This is a genomic window from Leptospira venezuelensis (assembly GCF_002150035.1).
In the GTDB taxonomy this organism is placed as follows: Bacteria; Spirochaetota; Leptospiria; order Leptospirales; family Leptospiraceae; genus Leptospira_B; species Leptospira_B venezuelensis.
On sequence record NZ_NETS01000007.1, the window covers coordinates 232,988 to 249,343 of the forward strand.

At 40.0% G+C, this 16,356-nt stretch carries 15 protein-coding genes, 1 tRNA gene and 2 pseudogenes; 10 read left to right on the forward strand and 8 right to left on the reverse strand.

The annotated features are described in order from the left end of the window. The first annotated feature begins 2 nt into the window (after nucleotides 1–2). From B1C82_RS03105 to B1C82_RS03115, 3 genes are all read left to right on the forward strand, one after another. Complete coding sequence (locus tag B1C82_RS03105) at nucleotides 3–674, forward strand: hypothetical protein (protein WP_086446154.1); 672 nt, start codon at nucleotides 3–5, stop codon at nucleotides 672–674. Between the two features lie 50 nt (nucleotides 675–724). Then, a complete protein-coding gene (locus tag B1C82_RS03110; protein ID WP_234008457.1) occupies nucleotides 725–1,162 on the forward strand; it encodes a TIGR04452 family lipoprotein in 438 nt (145 codons plus the stop codon). Between the two features lie 75 nt (nucleotides 1,163–1,237). Beyond that, entirely contained in the window at nucleotides 1,238–1,906 is a 669-nt protein-coding gene (locus B1C82_RS03115; protein ID WP_086446156.1) for a hypothetical protein, read from the forward strand. Nucleotides 1,907–1,911: 5 nt separating this feature from the next. Here the strand turns inward: B1C82_RS03115 and B1C82_RS03120 are convergent, their stop codons facing one another. The 5 genes and pseudogenes from B1C82_RS03120 to B1C82_RS20920 all read right to left on the reverse strand — a co-directional run. Continuing rightward, complete coding sequence (locus tag B1C82_RS03120) at nucleotides 1,912–2,553, reverse strand: TetR/AcrR family transcriptional regulator (RefSeq protein ID WP_086446157.1); 642 nt, start codon at nucleotides 2,551–2,553, stop codon at nucleotides 1,912–1,914. A gap of 2 nt (nucleotides 2,554–2,555) precedes the next feature. Continuing rightward, nucleotides 2,556–4,007: a phytoene desaturase family protein gene (locus B1C82_RS03125; protein ID WP_086446158.1), complete on the reverse strand. Its 1,452-nt coding sequence runs from the start codon at nucleotides 4,005–4,007 to the stop codon at nucleotides 2,556–2,558. Further along, complete coding sequence (locus B1C82_RS03130) at nucleotides 4,007–5,650, reverse strand: DUF3556 domain-containing protein (protein ID WP_086446159.1); 1,644 nt, start codon at nucleotides 5,648–5,650, stop codon at nucleotides 4,007–4,009. The genes B1C82_RS03125 and B1C82_RS03130 overlap by 1 nt, the downstream gene beginning before the upstream one ends. Nucleotides 5,651–5,863: 213 nt before the next feature. Beyond that, nucleotides 5,864–6,386, reverse strand: a pseudogene (locus B1C82_RS20915) (ATP-binding cassette domain-containing protein); the annotation flags it as partial. Between the two features lie 444 nt (nucleotides 6,387–6,830). Further along, nucleotides 6,831–7,226, reverse strand: a pseudogene (locus tag B1C82_RS20920) (ATP-binding cassette domain-containing protein); the annotation flags it as partial. 340 nt (nucleotides 7,227–7,566) lie between these two features. On the opposite strand from B1C82_RS20920, the gene vapB reads away from it, so the two are divergent. Both vapB and vapC read left to right on the forward strand, forming a co-directional pair. After that, the gene (gene vapB, locus B1C82_RS03140; RefSeq protein ID WP_086446161.1) at nucleotides 7,567–7,797 is read left to right on the forward strand and encodes a type II toxin-antitoxin system antitoxin VapB; all 231 of its coding nucleotides are present in this window, start codon (nucleotides 7,567–7,569) and stop codon (nucleotides 7,795–7,797) included. After that, nucleotides 7,794–8,195, forward strand: a complete 402-nt coding sequence (gene vapC, locus B1C82_RS03145; protein ID WP_086446162.1) for a type II toxin-antitoxin system tRNA(fMet)-specific endonuclease VapC — start codon at nucleotides 7,794–7,796, stop codon at nucleotides 8,193–8,195. Before vapB ends, vapC begins: the two co-directional genes overlap by 4 nt. 33 nt (nucleotides 8,196–8,228) lie before the next feature. Here vapC and B1C82_RS03150 read toward each other — a convergent pair. Continuing rightward, nucleotides 8,229–8,300: transfer RNA gene (locus tag B1C82_RS03150), tRNA-Arg, on the reverse strand. A gap of 143 nt (nucleotides 8,301–8,443) precedes the next feature. Here B1C82_RS03150 and omp85 point away from each other — a divergent pair. Both omp85 and B1C82_RS03160 read left to right on the forward strand, forming a co-directional pair. Continuing rightward, nucleotides 8,444–9,886, forward strand: a complete 1,443-nt coding sequence (omp85, locus tag B1C82_RS03155) for an Omp85 family outer membrane protein (protein ID WP_086446163.1) — start codon at nucleotides 8,444–8,446, stop codon at nucleotides 9,884–9,886. Nucleotides 9,887–9,995: 109 nt separating this feature from the next. Next, nucleotides 9,996–10,340 (forward strand): LIC10421/LIC12816 family protein, encoded by a 345-nt coding sequence (locus B1C82_RS03160; RefSeq protein ID WP_086446164.1) that lies wholly within the window; start codon nucleotides 9,996–9,998, stop codon nucleotides 10,338–10,340. On the opposite strand, the gene tmk is transcribed toward B1C82_RS03160, so the two are convergent. Next, complete coding sequence (gene tmk / locus B1C82_RS03165; protein WP_086446335.1) at nucleotides 10,334–10,927, reverse strand: dTMP kinase; 594 nt, start codon at nucleotides 10,925–10,927, stop codon at nucleotides 10,334–10,336. The genes B1C82_RS03160 and tmk overlap by 7 nt on opposite strands. Before the next feature lie 93 nt (nucleotides 10,928–11,020). Here tmk and B1C82_RS03170 point away from each other — a divergent pair, with 93 nt between their 5' ends. Genes B1C82_RS03170 through B1C82_RS03180 form a run of 3 tightly spaced genes read left to right on the forward strand, consistent with a single transcriptional unit; the run spans nucleotide 11,021 to nucleotide 14,114 of the window. After that, the gene (locus B1C82_RS03170; protein ID WP_167373743.1) at nucleotides 11,021–12,160 is read left to right on the forward strand and encodes a S1C family serine protease; all 1,140 of its coding nucleotides are present in this window, start codon (nucleotides 11,021–11,023) and stop codon (nucleotides 12,158–12,160) included. Nucleotides 12,161–12,169: 9 nt separating this feature from the next. Beyond that, nucleotides 12,170–13,201: a Holliday junction branch migration DNA helicase RuvB gene (ruvB, locus tag B1C82_RS03175; protein WP_086446166.1), complete on the forward strand. Its 1,032-nt coding sequence runs from the start codon at nucleotides 12,170–12,172 to the stop codon at nucleotides 13,199–13,201. After that, nucleotides 13,179–14,114, forward strand: a complete 936-nt coding sequence (locus tag B1C82_RS03180) for an energy transducer TonB (protein ID WP_086446167.1) — start codon at nucleotides 13,179–13,181, stop codon at nucleotides 14,112–14,114. The genes ruvB and B1C82_RS03180 overlap by 23 nt, the downstream gene beginning before the upstream one ends. Before the next feature lie 36 nt (nucleotides 14,115–14,150). Here the strand turns inward: B1C82_RS03180 and B1C82_RS03185 are convergent, their stop codons facing one another. Continuing rightward, a complete protein-coding gene (locus B1C82_RS03185) occupies nucleotides 14,151–16,211 on the reverse strand; it encodes an adenylate/guanylate cyclase domain-containing protein (RefSeq protein ID WP_234008458.1) in 2,061 nt (686 codons plus the stop codon). Nucleotides 16,212–16,356 lie beyond the last annotated feature (145 nt).

Below are 16,356 nucleotides of genomic sequence, written 5' to 3' on the forward strand. Positions count from 1 at the left end.
GAATGAAAGTTCTTCCACTGTTTTTTATCTTACTATTTAGCTTTTTTCGTTGTGTGTCTTTAGCCGGATTGGGTGGTTATGATCGAGGCTGGACTCCTAAAGAGTTTCATCAGAATTATCTAAAATTCGAGATCAAAAATTATAAAGATAGAAAAAATTATGAGCCGCATAGGACTTTCTATAAGATAAATCAATATTATTTTGTTCTAAAATGGTTGGATCCAGATGTCCATTTTCCTTATACGAAAAATGATAGAATCCCTCGATCAATTAATCCGCCGGAAGATTATTATATAAACAAAAAAGATCTTCTTAATCGAAACAGAATTAGGCAAATAATGGAAGGTGATAGACGAGATTATTTCGCTTATGACTGCGAGTATTGGATGCCTCTTCTACCGGGAAAAAACGAATACGATTTTTACATAATTGATGAAAACGAAGGTAGAAGGGATGGGGCTTGGCCTGAATTTGATCTTCCGGAAGGACATTCCGTTAGAATGAAGGTCACTCCTGCTATGAGGACGAAAGGATCCGACCCATTAAATCGAATTTCAGGTTGGTATTCCACAGATCCTGAACTTACTAGACAAGGATTCATTATTGAATTCACGATAGAAAAGAATCGTCCTGGTGAACAAGAGCCCGTTTGCGATCTAGGGGTTGGGCCCTGATCATATAAAGAATTAATTTTAAATTATTAAAAAATAGGTAAATGAAAACAATGAAACGAATCTATATCACAATGTTGATCATATTTTCTATAACGAATTGTATCGCAATAGATACATTAGGCTTAACCGATACTTACAAGGGTGATGTTGCAAAAGATAAACTACTCGCTGCTGCAAAAATCGGGGACTATCTAACTGCAAGTGCTTACTTTAAGGACCAAGGTTATACAGGATCCCAATTGAGCTCCTATGTACTTGCACAAGTTATATTGGCTTCTTTTATAGATGAAACGGTTTTTAATATAGATGAATCAAAATATTATAAAAAGAAAGATGTGGATGATTGTGCTCAAGTAATCCAATTCTTAGGAGTTATAGTAGATTATGATTCATTTACAACATTTATGACCAATCGCACTTGTAGATTAAGTCCGAATGATATGTTCCTGGATAGAAATATTGGCAAGAGCTCGAATAGCGGAAAATAAAATAAATATTTTTTAATTCGATTTTCTCCTGGTTATCCGCTGTCTGTTTCGGGAAAGATTTTCGATATATCTAACATGAAAAATCGAATACTCTTACTTTTATTCCTAAGTTTTTGTGTCGTACATTTTTCCTGTGTTACAGAGAGTCCCGATGGATGGAGACCCAAAGAATTTCATCAGAATTATTTAAAATTTGAAGTGAAAAACTATAAAAATCGAAAGGCTTATGAACCGGATTGGGTCTTCTTCCAACATAATACGTTTGGATTGAATGTTGCGTGGTTAGATCCAAACACTCATTTTCCGCACTCTAAGAATGATCGTATTCCTCGAAGTATAAATCCTCCGGAGGATCGTTATATAAATAAGAAAGATGGTCTTTATACGGATAAAATTGATCAAATTCTATTTGGGGATCGACGTATGAGTTTTGCTTACGATTGCGAATATTGGATGCCACTTCCACCGGGCAAAAATAAGTTTAGATTCCATATTTCTGATTTTGAAGATACAAGAGAAAGAATGGTAGAGCGAGAATTTGATCTTAATGAAGATGAGTCTGTAAATATGAAAATAGTCCCGATATTTGATAAGAAGACTGGGGAAAAATTGTACCAACCTCAGTGGACTGGTACAGAAAAAGTTTTCGATGGATGGTCTCGCGGTTACGAATTTAGTTTTGAGATTGGACAAAATCGTCCAGGAGAACCTGAGCCGAGTTGTAATCTAGGATTTGATTCGTAAGTTTCTTAACTCCCGATCAATTCCTTGTCTTCTTGGATTACCTTGGAAACATTATGAATCCCTCCTTGGAAAAGGAGACCTAAATAATCGGATAATTTTCTAAGATTATAACCGTCTTCTTTTGCAAGTAAAACCATTGCTTCGAAACCTGCGGCCACCATCATGACCGAGGTGATTCGGATTGGATGTGCGGGAAACCCGCCTTGCCCTACCATTCTTTCTAAGTCACTATCCAATTCTTCTAAGATGTAAGTCATGGAACCTCCTTGGAAAAGGTAACCGCGAATAATATCTCTATTCCTAGTTAATAAATCCAAATGGATTCTATCTTGCATCATCACATGGAAGACCGCAAAATAAGCGTCGCTCAAAAAAGCTAAAGGGGTTTCTGCTTTTGCCCTGGCCTCTCTAATTCCTTTTCGAATACCTTCTGCCAATTCGTCTGCGATATCTTGCATTACGGATTCTTTATCTTTATAATAATTATAGAATGTACCCTGTGCCAGACCGCTTTCTCGAATAATTTCTCGGGTGGAACATGCCTCGAATCCAATCGTAGCGAAAACTCTGCGAGCTGCGTTTAATATCGCGTTCCTGTTTTTTGTTTTATTGTCCTGTCTTCTGGACCCGGAAGTTTCTAATTTCATCTTTAGTATCGAATCGACTTTAGTTTATGAATTTTTTTTAATACTGTTTTGGCTGCGTAGTATCCACACATTCCATGCACCCCTCCTCCTGGAGGAGTGGATCCGGAACAAATATAAATATGCGGATTTGGAGTGGTATATGGATTCATTCTTGCAATCGGTCTAAAGAATGCTTGAGGTAGATCCGCGGCTCCTCCTGTGATCGCTCCACCCACATAGTTTAGATTATAAGAATAAAAGTCCTTTGTATTCATTGAATGTCTGGCTAATATTCTGTCCTTGAAACCGGGTGCGAATCTTTCGATCTGATTTTCTAAAACTTCAGTCATGTCCTTTGTGGAGCCTGATGGAACATGGCAATATGCATAGCCAGTGTGTTTTCCTTTCGGAGCTCTTGTCGGATCAAATTGGCTTTGTTGGACAACTAACATATACGGACGATCCGGATGTTTCCCAGACCAGACTTCTGATTCTGCCTTTGCAATTTCGGAAAGTTTTCCACCTATATGCACGGTAGATGCTTGCAAACAATTGGGATCTTTCCAGGGAATGGGCCCATCTAATGCCCAATCCATCTTGAATACTCCTGGCCCGTAATTATAAGATGAGATCCTGCTAATATAAGAAGAAGATAATGTATTTCCTGCGACTGACCCTAATTGGTCAGGACTTGTATCAAATAGGATAACTTTCGCTTTAGGAAGTTGCCCGAGACTGGAGATCTTATAATTCGTTTGGATTTTTACTCCAAGTCCTTTTAGATAAGATTCCATAGATTTTGCGATCATCGCAGATCCACCTTGTACTACCGGCCAAGAACGAACATGTCCGGTCAAAGAAAACAAAAGTCCAAGTGCTCCGCTTAATAATTTTTCCAAGGGAAAGATAGAATGGCCCGCACAGCCTGCAAATAATGCCTTGGCTCTTTCTTCTTTAAACCAAGAGTTTGCAAGTGATTTTGCAGATCGGATGCCGAGTAGCCCGAATCTCGCCAATAGAAATGGATGTTTTGGGATTCCAAGAGGAGCTAACGCGTCAGACAAAAGTCCTTCCGGATTTTTTAAAAATGGAGAGATTAGATTTATATAAGACTTTCTATCTACTCCTAATTCTTTCGCAGTTTCTTCTAAAGAAAGTTTTAGTAATACAGCAGATTCCCCATCCAAAGGATGGGCTACGGAAGCAGGCGGTTCTATCCATCTGAGTCCATGTTTTTCCAGAGGAAGTGTTTTTAGATAAGGAGATAAAATTCCCATAGGATGAGCAGCGGAACAAACATCATGATGAAAACCTGGTAAGGTTAATTCCTTGGTTCGCAAACCGCCGCCTATTGTATCCGAAGCTTCCAATATCAAAACTGAAAGTCCGGAACCCGCCAGAACGGAGGCTGCTGCCAATCCGTTCGGGCCGGAACCTATGATACAAATATCATATTCTTCGGAGCTAAAATCCATTATTTAGTCGGCCAAGGTTGGAGTTCCTTCAAATCGGCAACTTCTATCTTTCCGTCTTCTATCAAACCCTTTTCAGCGTCATGAATCCTATAGTTAATAGTAGATTTTCCTAATGGTTGACCTTCTATAAAGATACAACGTAGTTCTTCATCTTTGAATCCACATTGTGCTTGAACGGATCTCAGAAGTTGTTCACTATGCAAGTGACCTTCTCCGAAGTTCCAGCCTACTACCATTCCTGCTACTAGTTCACCTTCTACCCATTCGTACTTTTCGAAGTTCTTTACTGCTTTTGGTACTAATTTCTGGAAAGCTTTTCCGTGTAAGTGCATGAGTCGGAATGCCATAACTTTACTCACTAAACCTACGGATACTTTTCTTTCGTAGAACATATCCAATTGGTCGTACAACCATCCTGAGGTTTTAGTAAGTTTCTCTAATTTTTTATAACTATCTTCTTTGAACATCCATACGCTGACTGCCCAGTTTCCTGCGTAATATCTCATTGCAAGTAAGAAGGATACCCAATCAGGTCTGATGTTTCCGATGATCGGAAGAGCTAAAGAGAACACGAATAAGAATGCTGCAACAGGTGCAGAATCTAATTGGAATGGAGTGACGTTAGGGTTTGCTCCAAATAAGAAGAAGCCTGAATAGACTACTAAGAAGTTCCATTCTATTGGAACTCCCATTGGGAAGTTACTGGTGATATAACTATGTAGGAATACCATCATTCCGAGTCCTAAGTATAGCACTGTTTGCGAACCTGTCATGATCGCGGTGAATAGAACGATCGGAGTCCCCATTTCCAACACGATCCCCATATTCGCTTTTGCTACTGCAGTAGAAGAAGGACGTAGATCTTCCGGATAATTTTTATACATTGCTTTTCTAAACCAAGCAAATGGAGTGAAGGGGCTATTACTTGCCATCACACAAACTACACTTGGGAAGTGAGAGTTGAGTTTAGAAAACCCTGCAAATAACCAGATAGAAAGTTGAACTATCATCGCACCTGCTATCCAATTCTGTGCGAATGCAAATACAACTATCGTTACCCAATAATGTTCTGCTCTTGCTGCAAGAAAAACAGTTTTATCTAATATTCCAGCAATCACTAAACTGATGATGATCGGTAAAAATTGTTCGAAACCTGGAGCAGGGTGGATCAAACATAAAACGGAATAAACTAAAACAGAAGCGTAAGCTACGATTTCCAGAATCCCTCTTGTTTTTCCTCCGATGATTGGAGCTCCTTCGAATAAAGGCATTTTGGTAGTCTTAGGTCTTAAAAAATATAAGAACCCGCCAACAGGAGGGAAATATCTTCCGGTTAAAGGACCGCTTCCACATCCAAGTCCCAAAACTTCGAATAACAAACTCCATACAATTGCTTTTTGAAAAGCCACCGGAACAAACCACCAAGAGATGGTTCCCCATTCTCCGAGCCCTGGACTGAAAGAGCAGAAATAAATCCAGCCTGCGATGTATAATGCTATCTTTAAGACGTAAACGATATATGCTCCGAGAGGGGAGCCATAACCTTGGACAGCCCAGGCTTGGCAAGACAAACGGGCCCGATCCGCGAACGACATTTTCGCCCAGGCTAAGGCGTCATAGGGGGGAGCTTTAGGAAGGAACATCTTTCTCTCCGTATTCTATATTTAGAGGGAGTGATATACGGGAGCCGAAAGAAATGTCAACAAAAAATGACTAATTGGTCACATTTGGAATGTGTTTTATAGCCAATTCTTCGTGGATACCGCAGTTTTCTAAGAAGAAATCGTCGTGAGAAATGACTAAAACCGCCGCTTTGAATTCCCTAATCAGGTTTTCTAAAAACTCAATATTTCCCAGATCCAGATTATTTGTAGGTTCATCTAAGAGAAGAAGTTCGGGTTTTTCAGTGCTTAAGAGCCCTCTTGCCAATGCAGCCCTCAATCTTTCTCCGCCGCTGAGAGTATGTACTTTTTGAAAGACTGTATCCTTGAAAAAGAGAAATTTCGCTAATCCACTCCGGATCTCACTTTCTTCTAAGGTAGAAACATCCCTCACATTTTCATAGATAGATTTAGAATCATCCAGTTGGCTACATCTTTGGTCAATATACAGAGTACTTAGTTTTCCTAATATAATTGATCCTTTCGTTTCGAAGGCGGAGCCGAGTAATGCTTGTAATAAAGTAGATTTTCCGGATCCGTTCCCTCCTTTGATTGCAATTCGTACATTTCCTTTCCAAGAGAAGTTTAAATCTTTCTCATAGATCCAATCTTGGAATCGGATATTGAAATCATTCGCTTCTGCCACTAATTTTTGGGAAGGTATCTCCTTTCCGGAAAGATTTGCATACATGATTGGATCTATTTTCAATCGATCCATCGCTTCATATACTTCTAAGATCTTTTCATTTGCTTTTTCTAAACTGGATGTATTCAATTTTCCAGAAGTGGCTTGTGCATTTCTTTTCCTGGCTCCTAATAATATTTTAGGTGTTCCTCCTTTTGAGGCGGACTTTGCTCCCTTACGATTCCTTTTTTCCTGTCTTTCTAGATTTTCTATTCTTTCTGCTTGAGCTGCGTCTCTATCTCTTCTTGCTTTTTCTAAGGCGGCTATTGAATTGTTTCGTTCTATTTCCTTGGTTTCTTCGTAGGAACGCCAACCACCGCCGTATTTATTTAATCCTAGATTCGATAATTCTAAAATAGTTTCGCAGAGTTTTAAGCATTCTCTATCATGAGAAATGAGTAAATACCCGTATTCATATTCTTTTAGGAATCGGATCAAAACTTTTTTTGCATCTTGATCCAGATCGTTTGTAGGCTCGTCCAAGATTAAAAATTGGTCCTCCAACTTCTCAGCGAGTCGGACTCTCATCCATTCTCCTCCGCTCAGTTGGTTGCAAGAATTTTTTCGATCGATTCCAGTCAGAAGTTTTTCTCCCAAGGGAGACCAGGAATAATTCTGTAGATATTCTTCTACAGTGATCTGTTCCGATTTCTCTCTTTGAGGAATATAAGAGATCGCGGAATTTCTGGAAATTTTTCCTTTACTAACTTCTATCTCCCCAACGAGCAATTTAGCTAGGTATGTCTTTCCGATACCATTTGGGCCCACGAGAGCGGTATGTTCTTGTCCAAGAGAAAAATGTAGATTTTGAAATAAGATACGTCCGTCCGAAAATTCGAAAGATACGTCATTTGCGACGATACATGATTGCATAACAAACCCTTTGCGCGATCACGCGCAGATTATAGAAAATAGATTTGGGTGGGTTTGTTTAGGATGCCATAAGACTCCGGTTGCCCAGAGGATTATTAGACTAAGGAAGAAGCATTAAAATTGCAAGAAATTATAAAATGCGTTATCTGGGCTAGGTCTTTAAAAATAGGGATAGTTATTGGCGACCCCTCGCTTTCGCTCGGACCGCGCTGCTACGGGCTCGGGCAGTCGCCCTCGTCACTTCGTGACTAAAGCCCTTCGCATCGCTGTCGCATAGTTTTCGAAAATATTTTCGTTAGAAGATCTTGACACTGTTAAAAATATATATTTTAGTATATATATGAATCGGGCCAAAATATTTAAAAATGGGGACAGCCAGGCAGTTCGTCTTCCCAAAGAATTTAGATTTAAAGGAAAAGAAGTCTATATCCATAGGGAAGGAGAAATCGTAGTATTGACTCCTATAGAGGATGCTGTTGATAGACTTTGGAATACTCTAAATGAATTTTCCGATGACTTCAAAATAGAAAGGGATCAGCCTAAAGATTACGATAGGCGCGATCCTATATGAATAAGTATCTTTTAGATACGAACATTTGCATTTATATCATAAACCGAAGACCTGATTCAGTTTATAAGAAATTTAAGAAAGTAGCTTTAGAGAATATCTATATCTCTTCCATTACTGAATTTGAATTATACTTTGGAATTGAAAAGAGCCTTCATAAAGAGAAGAATAGAAGAGCTTTAGCCGATTTTATCGGGTATTTGAATATCTTACCATTTGATAGCAATTCATCAGCAATCGCTGCTAAATTACGTTTCAGTTTAGAGAAATCGGGGAAATCGATAGGTCCTTTTGATCTATTAATAGCGTCTCAAGCGGTTTCTAATGATCATATCCTTGTTACTAATAATGAAAAAGAATTCAAAAGGATTAAAGAGCTAAAATTAGAGAATTGGCTATAATGCACTTGGCGGGACTCGCCGTTACGCAATCTCTGTACCTACCGGGACTCGAACCCGGACCCCAGGCTCCGGAGGCCTGTACTCTATCCGTTGAGCTATAGGTACTTATGTTGGTGAGTTTTTGAGAATTGCCCGTGCAGTCAATCTGATTCCTGGAGCTTGGATTTTACGTAAATGTCAGTAAAGTTTCAGAGGTTTTTGGCTTACATATTCTATCTCTTATTCAACTTGCCCTTAGGCGGTTGTATTTGTTTTCTCTTCGGCATTTTTTTATAGCCTGCATCTTGGTGCCTGTTTCGATTTTTTCGGAAGGGGAGAAGGTTGCAATCGACCTAAACGAATCCAAACGTCTCTCCAAACAAGAGTTGGAAGAAAAAAGAAGCGGTTGGTATGCAACTGGTCTTCCTGTTTTTTCAGAAGATCCGGTAAGAGGACAGGGTTACGGTGCCAGAGGATTTTTATATCAAAATGGAAATCGTTCTGATCCTTATTTTGAATTCCAACCTTACAAATATAGATTCGGTGCTCAAGCTTACAAGACCACGAAAGGTGCAGACTATTATGAATTCACTTTTGATAGTCCCTTTCTTTTTGATACCGCTTATCGATTAAAGACGAGTGTTTCTTATAGTACAAACAAGAACTCTCAATACTTCGGGATCGGGACTGATACCTTACGCGAAATCCAATATAGAGATAGGAATCAGCCTACGGGTGAACTAAAAAATGGCGGTAACTTTTCTGATCTTGAAGATGCACTTTCGTATCGCAGACCTTCTTCTCCTGGATCTGTTTATCCATATGAAAGCAATCGTTTATATAATACTTACGAATTTCGTTCCACGACTGCTACATTCTCAGTGGATAAAACTTTTTGGGGTGCTTTTCGTTGGATTGTTGCTCCTGAGTTTTCTCAGAATGTGATCCGTACTTATGATTATCCGAATGGAAGAATTGCAACGAATGGAGATTATTATTCTGTCGCTAGAGATCCTACTACTGGCTGGGGTTCATCTTATCCGAACGGAATATCAAAACTAACCAAAGACTACCAAGCAGGTCTTATCAATGGTTATCATGGTGGAAATGTAAATTATATCCACATCGGCCTTGCTTATGATACAAGAGATTTTGAACCTGATCCGGATTCTGGTGTTTTATTAGAGATGAATTATTCTTCTTCTTCTAAACGTGCCGGTTCAGATTTCGAGTTTGAGAAGTTTTTTACCCAAGGTAAATTTTTCTATATGCCTTTTCCAAAACTTTTCGAAGAACTTGTAGTCGCGGGAAGAGCAGGACTTCATTATTCTAAAGGAGAAGTTCCTTTTTCAGAATATCGTTATATGTGGTCCATTGACGGACCGATTAACGGACTAGGTGGTTTACAAACTCTTAGAGGTTATAGACAGGAAAGATTTATCGCTCCGATGATCGGTTTTGGAAATTTAGAGATCCGTTGGAGATTTGGTACATTCAAATTTTGGGACCAGTTGATCACTTTGAGTTTAGTTCCATTTTATGATTTTGGGAGAGTTTGGAATGGATATCATGATATCAGCACCCAAGGTTATAAATTTTCTTATGGGACAGGTTTAAGGATTATCTGGAATCAGGCCACAGTGATACTGATCGATTATGCTAAGTCCAGAGAAGATTCTCAGTTATTCATCGACATAGGCCAGATTTTCTAGGAATTTTAGAATATAGAAATTTGCTGTTCAGGATTTGTATCTTGTAAACACTTGAGTTCGGCCGGACCAAAAACAAAAATCGGCCTTAGAACAACCAAAGAGAGTCAAGATGAAGATCCAATTACTTGTCGGACTAATTTCAATTCTGTCCCTGTTTCCATTTGCACTTTCTTCCTTCTCCGCAGAAGAAGAAACAAAACTGATCGAAAAGGCATTAGTGGAAACCTTATCCACCCAAGAACAAAAAGATGCACTTCAAAAATACCTGACCAATCTTTCTAAGAAGAAAAGAAATGAGGCGACTCACCTGAGAGAGCTTGCTTCTACGGAGCCAAAACATCATTCTTCCCAGGCTCGTAAGAAGAAGTTAGTGGAATTGGCTGCACAACTGGACAAGGAAGCTTCTATCCATGAAGAGACCTTAAAAACTCTGCAACAATCTTCGGTTCAATAAGAGATTTTTTCGGTTACTAGTTTTAATAATTCTTCCGTTGGTAATTTTGCATCCAATCGGATCGTATTCTCCGGAAGAATTTCTTCATAAGCTTTTTTGATCTTAGTCAAAGCGCTGATCGTTTCGAATCTATCCTTAGTGGTATCCCTTCCTTTTAATCTCGCTAAAGCTTCTTCTGGATCAATTTCCAAATAAAAAACTTTTTCGGGTTCGGGAAATCCTCTGTCTAAATTCTTTTTCAGGATCTCTTTTGCGGAAAAAAAATCACCCGACTGATAAGCCGCAGTGGAATACATATATCGATCCAGTAACACGATCTTTTTTTGGGCGATAGAAGGTAGAATATTCCGACTCAGCGAAACTTCTCTGTCTTCTAAAAATGCTTCGATCTGTTTTTCAGGAGAAAGTTCAATTTCTCCGCTTAAAAATTTTCTAAGATAAATCCCGGATTCGTACCGAGTTGGTTCCGCAAAACAAATTGCTGGAACATGTTTGGAGGTGAGAAGGTCTAAAACTCGGACGGAAAGGGTACTTTTTCCACTTCCGTCTAAACCTTCAAAAACGTAAAATCCAGGTATTTGTGCCATGTCTTTGAATTGGAAAGCCACTTGACATGAGTGGTTTTGCTTCGAATGCTGAAAGCTCATCTACCGGAATCCCATTCCCGAGGGCAGGAATCCATGAAAAAAACCGACAGATTCAAAAATTTCCTGGTGATAGGCATATCCGTAATGGCCGGAGTGATCCTTTCTCCAATCGTGTATTGCGGAACAGGCAACGATAGTGCATTATTTTTAAATGCAAAATCGGATAGAGAACCGAGTGCGTCCGCGAAAGCTGCAATCTCCATTCAGAAAGCTTTCGAAGAAGTTTACGAAAATGTTTCTCCAAGTGTTGTACTCATCGCAACGGAAGGGACAGTAAACGTTCCTCAATACAACGATCCATTCCAGGAATTTTTTTACGGTCCACAAGGACGCGTAAGGAACCAGAAAAGAAAAGTGAGCGGCCTAGGCTCTGGTTTTATCCTCAATAAAGAAGGATATATTCTCACTAACGATCACGTGGTTCGTAATTTCGATAAATTTAAAGTAGTTTTTAAGAATGTAAAAGAGCCCGTCTCAGCTAAGCTGATTGGAACTGACCCAATGATAGACGTTGCACTTCTAAAGGTAGAAGCAAACCAAGATCTACAACCGATCGAGATCGGTGATTCTTCCGCGGTAAAAGTGGGGGATTGGGCAATCGCAATCGGCGCTCCGTTCGGTTTGGAACAATCCATGACTGTTGGTGTGATCTCCAAAGTGGGAAGAGGTGGTATCGATAATTCTGGGGTTCACTATATCCAGACAGATGCTGCAATCAACCAAGGAAACTCTGGAGGACCACTTCTGGATATCAACGGAAGAGTGGTAGGTATCAACCGGATGATCGTATCCCCTAGTGGTGGATCTATCGGCTTAGGATTTGCGATTCCTATCAACGAAGCTAAGGCAATCGTAGAAGAATTAAAATCGGGCGGAAAAGTCAAACGTGCAAGACTCGGAGTCGCGTTAGATGATCTTACTGAAGAAACCGCAAAAGAACTCAAACTTTCCGGACCGGAAGGTGCATTCGTTCGCCAGGTCCAGAACGGTAGCGCTGCCGCAGAAGCAGGCATAGACGTAGAGGACGTAATCCTGGAAATAGACGGAGCTAAGATCAAGAACGCAAATGATGTGGTTTCTAAGATCAGAGCCTCTAAAGTGGGACAACGTGTTTCTATAGTTGTATTTAGAAAAGGCCAGATCTTAAAAATTTCTGTTAAGCTGGCGGAGTGATTAAATCTTTTGGCGGGACATACCTTAAATCCGGAGGATAAATTCGACGATGAGATATCTCTTCGTCCCTCCTTATTCTCCGAGTTTATAGGACAAAAAGAGATCCTGTCCAATCTAGGCGTCTTCGTAGGAGCCGCCAAAAAAAGAGGCCAGGCCCTGGATCATGTACTCTTATCCGGGCCTCCTGGTCTTGGCAAGACTACACTCGCAGGCATTATTTCTCAAGAGCTTGGTACTCGGATCGTAGTAACTTCTGCTCCCGTTTTGACAAGAGGGGCAGACCTCGCGAAATTACTCACAGATCTAGAAGAGAGAGATATATTATTTATAGATGAAATACATTCCCTAGGCCGCAAGGTAGAAGAGATCCTATATCCTGCGATGGAAAATTTCATGATCGATCTTCTTGTGGGAGAAGGCATCACCGCTCAAACAATTCAGATCAAATTAAAACCATTCACTTTGATCGGGGCCACAACTCGTAGCGGACTCATTTCCGATCCACTTAAGAGCAGATTCGGGATCCATTTCCGTTTGGAATATTATGACGATGCTGAAATGAAAGATATCGTCCTAAGATCCTCCAAGATCCTGGGTTACGAAATAGAAGAGAACGCTGCCTTCGAGATAGGAAGAAGGTCCAGAAAAACCCCGAGGATTGCGAACCATCTTCTCAAAAGAGTAAGGGATTTTGCTGAGGTAAAAGGGGAAAAAACGATCCGTATTCCCGCCTGCGAAGAGGCATTTTCCCGTCTAGGAATAGACGAATTGGGCCTGGATAGAATGGACCGCCAGATTTTGGAATGTATGATTGATCGCTACAAGGGTGGTCCTGTGGGCCTAAAGCCGATCGCCGCAGTAATCGGAGAAGAAGAAAGGACTTTAGAAGACCATTACGAATCCTATATGGTAAGAGTTGGCTTGATCAATAGAACCTCCTCCGGTAGAGTAGCCACGGAGAAGGCTTATAAGCTGATGGACAAAGTCCCTCCGGCTTTTGGCAAAAGAATAGAAGAAGATGCGGCTCCCGGCCTTTTTTAAAAGTGAAATAGATAATAGAGGAGATTTAGGAGAAGACGATCGTCGACTTCTATTCGCTGCGTTTTTCGTATTTGCATTCGCTTCTTTTTTAGTAGCTCACTTATTCACACGTAATATTCTATTTAAGATCTTGGGAGAAGACCCAATCGTTCAGGTAAAAGAAAGAGCGGAACGAGAAAAAATATACGAAGTACTATTGGAACAGGAATTCGTAGACAAAAGGATTAAGGACGAATACAAAGCGCTATCTAACGTAGAGTCCGCAGGTTCCGGGGGGATTACCAAGGAGAAAGGATTTCATACACTTTCTCCTTTCCGTGAATTTGTGATGGGGAATATTTTTAGAAATCCATCCAAGGCAAGTCCTCAAAATTCCCAAAAGAAAACGGAAGAAGAAAAAGTATACGAAGTAGCTATTCTAAAACAAGATCCCGTAGAATTTACAAATCCGAATGAACAAACTCCGGAGCAGACTCCCGCTACCGGAAGAATGACAAAAATTCCATTCAATTATCGTTTCCAACAAGATATGTTATTTCGTTGGGATGGAAGTTCTTCTATGAGTGTTCCTACTAAAAAGTTAGTAGGTTATGAATATTTCAAAAGAATGCTCCGCCAAATTGAACAAAGTTTTTCTCCTCCGGGTGGGGGAAACTTCGGATATCGCGACGGAGCTGGAACTGTGATCCGAGAAGCGATAGAACCCGGAGAAGCAAAAGTGCAATTCTTGCTGAACGATGCAGGCCAGGTCATCGATACAAAATTAATCTCTTCCCAAGGACAATCTCTTGTGGATCAATCTTGTGTAGATGCTCTTAGAGGACAAAACTTCGGAAAAGTCCCTGAAGATGTAAAAGCGCAAGGGATGATTTACGGTATTACTTTTATCTTCCCGCGTATTTATAGAAGATAATAACTCCCACATTTCGTTTGCCTGAAACTTCTAAAATCAAACCGCACTTAATTTCAGGTTTAATTCGTTTCTTAAAGATTCAAATTTGTCGTTCGGAGAAATTCCTTTTGCGTCCACTGAAAGTTCCATGCGAATAGAATTTACAAAATACATGTCCACTTCTCCCTTTCCTTTTGCTTGGACCTTTCCTCTATGCTCACATACAAAAAAATCCTTTACTAGTTCGTAAGTGGAGCCTGAAATATTTAAATGTCCTGGTTTACCCGAGGATTCCATTCTGCTCGCAAGATTGACCGCATCTCCCCAAACATCATACGCGAATTTATTGGAGCCGATCACTCCTGAGGTAACTGGTCCTGTATGAACACCCACTCTTAATTCCCAGAAAGGAAGCCCCATTTCTGATTTGGACACTGCCATCCTTTGCATAAATCTGAGAAATTCTAATCCAGCTAAACAATTATCCACTGCATGAGTGAAGTTTGTATTTGGAATTCCTCCTGCACACATATAGGAGTCACCGATTGTTTTCAATTTTTCTAAACCTAAACGGGAAACGATAGAATCGAATTCGGAAAAACAATTATGTAGATCTTCTACCAGATCTTTTGGTAACATCTCTGCTGCAATTTTAGTAAATCCTACAAAATCTGTGAATAGTATACTGGCAGATTCGTAATATACAGGAGTTACGGATCCTTTGGATTTTAATTCTTCTGCTACTGGTTTAGGAAGAATATTCAATAATAGTAAATCTGTGCGGTCTCTTTCTTCAGCGAGTTCTTTAGTTCTTTCTACTACCTTCTTCTCCAAATTGACTGATAATTCTTCGCTGGTATTGAACGCCGTTGCGATCCTTCTGCCCAATGTAGCTGCATCTGCAAACGTCAATAGGAAAAGACCTGCAGGAGTTAGATAACCTGGTCCAATATGAAATTGATAAAAAATAAAATCGTTCAATACTGCTGCGAAGAAGATTCCTAAGCCGAGTAACATTAGTTTTGCGCCTTGTAAACCTTTGAATATCGCGATCGTCAACATTATCATGCCATAAATTCCTGAGAATACGATCAGTGCTTGGTAATAAGGGAGAGTATAACTGAAAAGGGCAGGAGGAAGCACTATAATGGAAAGGCATGGAGGAATGGATAAGGTAAAAATGACAATCATGGAGGTCTTTCTGAACTGAGCAGGATACAAAGTTCTCATAAACATTGCCATAAATGGTACGCCTAAATAGAAGGAGAGATATTCTATTCTGACCATGATATTCCAAGGAGCATCCCTGAGAACTTCTCCTATAAATCTATCTCCGCTGAAAAATACTCTAGAAGTGATCGCAAGACAGGTAAGGGAGAACCAAAGAATCTCCATTTCCTTTTTACGGAATAGAAAAAGACCCATATGATACAAGCCCATGATGAGTAACGCTCCACCCAAAAATGCACTCGTCATTCTGTTCCTGTCTCTTGCTGCAAAAATTTGAGAAGAGTCTCCAAGCAAGATCGGCATTTGAAAGCCGCCGTTCCGGTGGTAGTGATTCGAAATATGCATCACTATATCCACCTGTTTGGAATGAGAAACAGAACTTGTTTGGGCAAGATACTCCGGCTTTTCTTCTTCAGGAGAAGGACCTGGATGTCCATTATAAGCGACTAACTTACCATTCCAGTATAAGGAATATGCAGAACCTTGTCCGTCGTCGATTCGAATCGCAAGATCGGGAGTATGTTCAGGTAGATATAATCTTAGATGATAGGTGATGTATCCAATGGCAGGTAAAGGCTCTCCTTTTAAAAGATGACCGTTCCAAACACCAGGAACAGGAATAAATCCACTCGGATCTGAGACAAGATCGTCTTCGAAACTTTTAGGAGGAATGAGTTCCTTCCAATAGTATCTCCAGTCTCCGTTTAATTCTACCGTCCCGTCTTTTTCAAAATCCCAATTGCTTAGATCTAATATTCCATTTTCTGCTTTAGGTCTTTCTTTACCTTTTGCTTGGGCACAAGCGGAGAAGGATAAAAAACAAAGTAGAATTCCTAAAATGAAAAAGCGAGTTGTACGACCTGAATCACTCATATGCGTAGGAATCAATAGGGGAGAAAAAACCTGTTCCAGCGAGCATTTTTTATAATTCGGTCGATTCTTCTGAAATTATTTCACAGAAGAATGTTCGTATCGCTCATTCGAGTAGTGAGAAAGTTAAATCGCTTTTCTAAGAAGATTTTTGAAAATTCTC

Coding starts and splice junctions, on each gene's coding strand:
- B1C82_RS03105 (WP_086446154.1), top strand. CDS start 3: ATGAAAGTTCTTCCACTGTTTTTTATCTTACTATTTAGCTTTTTTCGT.
- B1C82_RS03110 (WP_234008457.1), top strand. CDS start 725: ATGAAACGAATCTATATCACAATGTTGATCATATTTTCTATAACGAAT.
- B1C82_RS03115 (WP_086446156.1), top strand. CDS start 1,238: ATGAAAAATCGAATACTCTTACTTTTATTCCTAAGTTTTTGTGTCGTA.
- B1C82_RS03120 (WP_086446157.1), bottom strand. CDS start 2,553: ATGAAATTAGAAACTTCCGGGTCCAGAAGACAGGACAATAAAACAAAA.
- B1C82_RS03125 (WP_086446158.1), bottom strand. CDS start 4,007: ATGGATTTTAGCTCCGAAGAATATGATATTTGTATCATAGGTTCCGGC.
- B1C82_RS03130 (WP_086446159.1), bottom strand. CDS start 5,650: ATGTTCCTTCCTAAAGCTCCCCCCTATGACGCCTTAGCCTGGGCGAAA.
- vapB (WP_086446161.1), top strand. CDS start 7,567: ATGAATCGGGCCAAAATATTTAAAAATGGGGACAGCCAGGCAGTTCGT.
- vapC (WP_086446162.1), top strand. CDS start 7,794: ATGAATAAGTATCTTTTAGATACGAACATTTGCATTTATATCATAAAC.
- B1C82_RS03160 (WP_086446164.1), top strand. CDS start 9,996: ATGAAGATCCAATTACTTGTCGGACTAATTTCAATTCTGTCCCTGTTT.
- tmk (WP_086446335.1), bottom strand. CDS start 10,927: ATGGCACAAATACCTGGATTTTACGTTTTTGAAGGTTTAGACGGAAGT.
- B1C82_RS03170 (WP_167373743.1), top strand. CDS start 11,021: ATGAAAAAAACCGACAGATTCAAAAATTTCCTGGTGATAGGCATATCC.
- B1C82_RS03180 (WP_086446167.1), top strand. CDS start 13,179: ATGCGGCTCCCGGCCTTTTTTAAAAGTGAAATAGATAATAGAGGAGAT.